The organism is Paenibacillus sp. JSM ZJ436 (assembly GCF_044383795.1).
Taxonomy (GTDB): Bacteria; Bacillota; Bacilli; order Paenibacillales; family Paenibacillaceae; genus Paenibacillus_AQ; species Paenibacillus_AQ algicola.
On sequence record NZ_JBISEO010000032.1, the window covers coordinates 1 to 4,684 of the forward strand.

At 34.5% G+C, this 4,684-nt stretch carries 6 protein-coding genes and 1 pseudogene; all 7 read left to right on the forward strand.

Annotated elements, in window-relative coordinates; translation table 11 throughout:
* Positions 1-222 precede the first annotated feature (222 nt).
* A complete protein-coding gene (locus ACH6EH_RS19970; RefSeq protein WP_397333570.1) occupies positions 223-972 on the forward strand; it encodes a hypothetical protein in 750 nt (249 codons plus the stop codon).
* A gap of 187 nt (positions 973-1,159) precedes the next feature.
* Positions 1,160-1,309 (forward strand): annotated as a pseudogene (locus tag ACH6EH_RS19975) (ISL3-like element ISArch5 family transposase); the annotation flags it as partial.
* A gap of 21 nt (positions 1,310-1,330) precedes the next feature.
* Positions 1,331-1,561, forward strand: coding sequence for a hypothetical protein (locus ACH6EH_RS19980; protein ID WP_397333574.1), 231 nt, complete (start codon positions 1,331-1,333; stop codon positions 1,559-1,561).
* 79 nt (positions 1,562-1,640) lie between these two features.
* Positions 1,641-1,793: a transposase gene (locus tag ACH6EH_RS19985; protein WP_483875088.1), complete on the forward strand. Its 153-nt coding sequence runs from the start codon at positions 1,641-1,643 to the stop codon at positions 1,791-1,793.
* A gap of 272 nt (positions 1,794-2,065) precedes the next feature.
* Positions 2,066-3,751, forward strand: coding sequence for a hypothetical protein (locus ACH6EH_RS19990; protein WP_397333571.1), 1,686 nt, complete (start codon positions 2,066-2,068; stop codon positions 3,749-3,751).
* Positions 3,752-4,123 (forward strand): hypothetical protein, encoded by a 372-nt coding sequence (locus ACH6EH_RS19995; RefSeq protein ID WP_397333572.1) that lies wholly within the window; start codon positions 3,752-3,754, stop codon positions 4,121-4,123.
* 309 nt (positions 4,124-4,432) lie between these two features.
* Positions 4,433-4,684: transposase (locus ACH6EH_RS20000; RefSeq protein WP_483875089.1), on the forward strand; the 252-nt coding region annotated here is incomplete at its 3' end.

Below are 4,684 nucleotides of genomic sequence, written 5' to 3' on the forward strand. Positions count from 1 at the left end.
GCTCCTCTCGAAGCACTTCCAGCACGACTTTTGTCTTAAACTCTGCGGTATATCGGTTCCGTTTTTCCATGGCTTCATTATAACTTATTTTTTTCCCTCCCGTGTCTCAAGGTATGGGAGCATTATATATTACCAACCAAAGGACGTGATACATTCTTTTTAAGAATAGAACGAAATAAAAATTTTTGTCTTTAATTAAATAATCAAAGAGGTGAGTATTTTATGAACAAATCAGCAAATAAACGAGTAAAAACTCTGGTAGCCCTATTTATGTTATCAACTGCCCTAACAGGTAACGTGTTTGCAAGTGGTGAAACCTCAACAGAAAGTAGCACAAATGCAATTACAGATAAACATGAGAAAATTAAAAGCGAATTATTAAAAGACGATAGGCTCGAGCTTATTGAGGATCATGGAGATGGTAATTTTTCCGTTGCCCTCAAACCGAATGTATCGTTGGAACAAATGTCTGAAGTAATGAAAAGAAAGGATGTTCTTGAGACAGAAAATGAAGTAATGTTACCTCAGTGGACAAATAATTATACCTTGTATGACATTAGAAGTGGTGAAAGTCCTGGTGGATCAACTTATTTTGTTGAATTCAACTCTAATGTTTCAGTTACTGGCGGTGACATAACTTCTGATGAAGAGGCAATATGGTCTGGATGGCATGAAGATAATTTGTATAGTTCTACCACAGCAAGTTCTATAACATCCTCAGATAATTTTTCCTATACTTATATTGGATGGAATCCTACATTTAGCGTTCCTTCGGGCATCAGTTTTACAGGGGGAGGGAGTTCTATAACTGTTAACTATCCAGAAAAAAAGGGCAATTGGTATATGCATTATTACAACAACATTATTGGAAGACAGAATAATATTACAAGCGTAGCCCAGAGTGCTAGCGTTACATTTTTGGCTGGTGGAAAAAGCTTCTCAATTAGTTCGTATGATAGCGCAGATAATTAAATTGGCCTCATCGCTACAATAAGTAGCTGAAGTCTGATTGCTTAAAAATTAGGGTGGTCATGACGGTGTGGACTCCAATTAGCAAAAAAATACCCTGATTGTAGAGATGTTTCGAGTTGCAATGGCGCTTGAGAAACCATGGGAACTCACGCACATTGAATAGGATGATCAGGATGAAGCCTGGCATTTGTTCTTTGATTTCGAGAAAGTCGCTGAGTTCGCTTGTCCCAACTACGGGGCATCAAGCAAGGTTCATGATACCGGTCAGAAACATTGGCGGCATCTTGATCTCTGGAATTGGAAATTCTATATCTATGCCAGAGTACGAAGAACAGAGTGCGCGAATTGCAGCAAAATATTGCTCGTCCCTATTGCATGGTCACGTCCGAAGTCACGCTTTGCGCTGTGTTTTGAAGCCTGGGGCATGCGTCTCATGGCGGAAATGTCTGTAAATGGTGCCGCGCCCGTGAATTTCAAAGACAGCAACTTGAAGACGGGCAGAGCGTATCGCTTAAAGCTCGCGATGCAGGACTTATGGACAACGCCTCATCTACTTGCTGATGTGTATCTTCGTGAATGGGTCGGCTGAGCAAGACGATCTCAACCGGAGCCGATGATGAAACCTGCTAAGACCATCAAAACGCATACTTCGATGGTTTCATAGTAGGATGACAAAAAGATTGCTTGAGGGCATTAATGGACTTGTTCAAGCTTCTAAACGCAAAGCTCGCGGATACCGAAACGTGAGTAATTTGATTGCTATGGTTTACATCACTGCTAACAAAACACGACTTCTAGCCTTTGCTGCACGAAGAAGCTGAACTCGTCAGTTCCCTGTTTCCCTTTATACCAGATTTTTAAAGAAACTCTCAGATCTAAGCGATCCTATGAATTTACAGAATTCGGTGTTAGCCACGCAATTCAGCGAAGAGCCTTAATTTGTAGTTTACTGAAGGGGGCTGTAAGGCTCCCTTTACTCATAATATTTATAAAGGATAGTGTAAAATGGAAAAAAAATGTATTAAGAATAATTACCTTTGTGATATTTGTTTCTGTGTTAATAGGTTGCGATGAATCAAATACTAAAACATCTATGATTATCTCAAACGATGAAGGTTATGATTCGATATCAAATTTTCTTGAATTGACATATTACAAAGGGAAGAGCTTTGATCAGTTTAGTTCTGCGAGTCTCGTAATAAATCAACCTGATCTATATACATTCTTTTGGAATTTAAAATTAAAGCAACAACAAAACATTAATATTAATGAGGGAGAGAATTTAAAAATATATAATCAATTACTTGAAAATACTGATTTCAATTCACTTGTTGATTTGAATTTGCTTCATCAAACCATGATTCTCTTAAATATTAATGATTCTAAAGTAAATGCTAAGATCGTTTCAAGTTTGAATAACTTCTATGACAAAAGAAATAAGCTCTTTTTTATCAATAATGAGGGGGATGATATAGAGAGGAAGTTACATGCAACCAAGCTCGCATTAGAAATTTATAAAAAAGGTGGGGACATTAACGAGAAAAGCAATGAATTTTTTAAAGAAATTGAAAAAGTGGTATATGAGATAGCGTTGAGTTCATTTAATGAGAATGAATATAGTTTAGTTAACAGTTTGTCAGGCAAAACATCTCAATCAATCTCAATACTTATGATATTAAATAGCGAAAAAATCCTGAACAATCAGAAAATCGATAAGTGGCTAAATGATTTGAATGAAATGTCAAAAAAGGGAGATCATATAGATCTATTTTATATATCTTCTCTCAATACCCTAAAAGATTTAAATAACTTTTTTGGTAATAAAACAATTATTAATCAAAATATAATTAATGACATGAATAAGAATACCTTAATTTATAAAAGTAAAGAAATATCAAACAATCAATTTATAATAGACCCACAATACATGTACTTAATCAATAATTTGTACTTGTTGGCTAATCAAGAGAACCCATATGAAAAAGATGTTGTGGATTTTATTGACCTCCAGAAGAAAAGAGGATATTCAAAAAATTTAGATCCTCGCGTATTGATTCCTGATATGTTTTATGGAGTTTACCTTGCAGAACAAACTGGTTTTAATTTTAACAAAGAAAAAGTTAACAAAGCAATAATAGAACAGTATGACTTGTTAAGCGGGGAGTTGAGTAAAGGTAAGCCAATCTTACCTGAAGATATAGAAAAGTTATATTATCTCGTTAAAACTCTTAACATCACTTCACAAAAAGATAAAAGTGGAGAAGAAATTGAGATTATAATCCATAACTTTTTATCTAAGTTAAATAATAATTCAGAGTTCGAGTTCAATGTTAAGAATATTTATCAAGCACTTGAAATTTCGGGTATATTCGGAGTTGAAATTAAGTCTGAGAGTATTTCTAATATCAAAAAAATTGTAGGAGATATTAATCCAAAGTCTTTAGATACAGATAATGTTTATTTGATTCATATTCTCCATGAACTCAATTTAACAAAATCTCACTCAAAATTATATAACGACGCAAAAATAAGAATTGAAGAGTTTAAATTAGATGGTGGTTATATGGAAAAGATAAATTCTAATCTTCCTGATATCCTGACAACATGGAAAGTAGTAGATATCTATTCTCAAAACAATGAGAGCATTAACTTCGGTAATCTTAAAAGTTTCTTAGATGAGTTGACAGGCTTGAACGGAACCCCCTATCTTACAAAATATAATAAATTCACTTCTCTTGAAATACTGTATTGTTATTACAATTTAAAGGAGTTGTTGTGAATGAAGAATAAGTTATTTACTTTACTAATCGTGTTTTTTTTAATAATGAATATAGGATGTTCAAGACAAACAGAAATTAATTCCTCATTAGACATTTCTCTGTTAAATTATAACAATACCAAAAAAGGAGATCATTATTATTTGGAGTATGAAATAAACATAACTAATAATGCTGATGCAGCGATATATATTGAATCAGTTAAGCCTCTAATCAATAACATAAATGAGGATTTAACGAATCAAGTAAATAAAGAAGTAAAACCAAAAGACTCTATAAAAATTGAAAGCTCTGTTCTCTTACCATCAGATAAAAAATTTGAAATCACAAAAATCGTCATAAAAAATTCCCAGGAATTTATATTTAAAAAGTAGGCTTTGGTGATTCTACGTAACAAGACATATTGATCTGATAATCTTCAATGATGTACAGGAAATTTAATATAAAAGAAACAGTGTTAAGCTATTTGATTATTTGAATTGGAGGCAGAGTGAGCTAGTAGCTGCAATTAAAGACTTTTTAAGTGCTGAAGAGATGGATAGTTTTTAATTAGGGCTTGCTGAACGCTCATAAAATCGCTAAAAACCGCATAACAACAAGGGCTTTTGGTGCTTTGTGTCGAATTCATATGCAAAGGAATGCATCGAAAGTACAGCAAAAACTTTGCAGATGGAGTGATGGAATTGTTCAAACCGACCGCGTATCTTGAAAATCAATTGATCATGCCAGGCGATTTCTTTCTCCCTTTCGGAGGGAAACTGAACGAAGAAAATCGCTGGGTTCAGTTGGCGCGGTTGGTGCCTTGGGCGGAAGCCGAGAAAAAGTACGGACAGTTTTTCAAAGACACGCTCCGCGGTCAACAAACGATCAGTTTGCGGATGGGGCTTGGTGCATTAATCATTCAAGAGCGTATGCAGTTGACGGACAGAGAAACC

What these genes read in the sequence shown, in the direction of transcription:
- ACH6EH_RS19970 (WP_397333570.1), top strand. Translation starts at nt 223, where the DNA reads ATGAACAAATCAGCAAATAAACGAGTAAAAACTCTGGTAGCCCTATTT.
- ACH6EH_RS19985 (WP_483875088.1), top strand. Translation starts at nt 1,641, where the DNA reads ATGACAAAAAGATTGCTTGAGGGCATTAATGGACTTGTTCAAGCTTCT.
- ACH6EH_RS19990 (WP_397333571.1), top strand. Translation starts at nt 2,066, where the DNA reads ATGATTATCTCAAACGATGAAGGTTATGATTCGATATCAAATTTTCTT.
- ACH6EH_RS19995 (WP_397333572.1), top strand. Translation starts at nt 3,752, where the DNA reads ATGAAGAATAAGTTATTTACTTTACTAATCGTGTTTTTTTTAATAATG.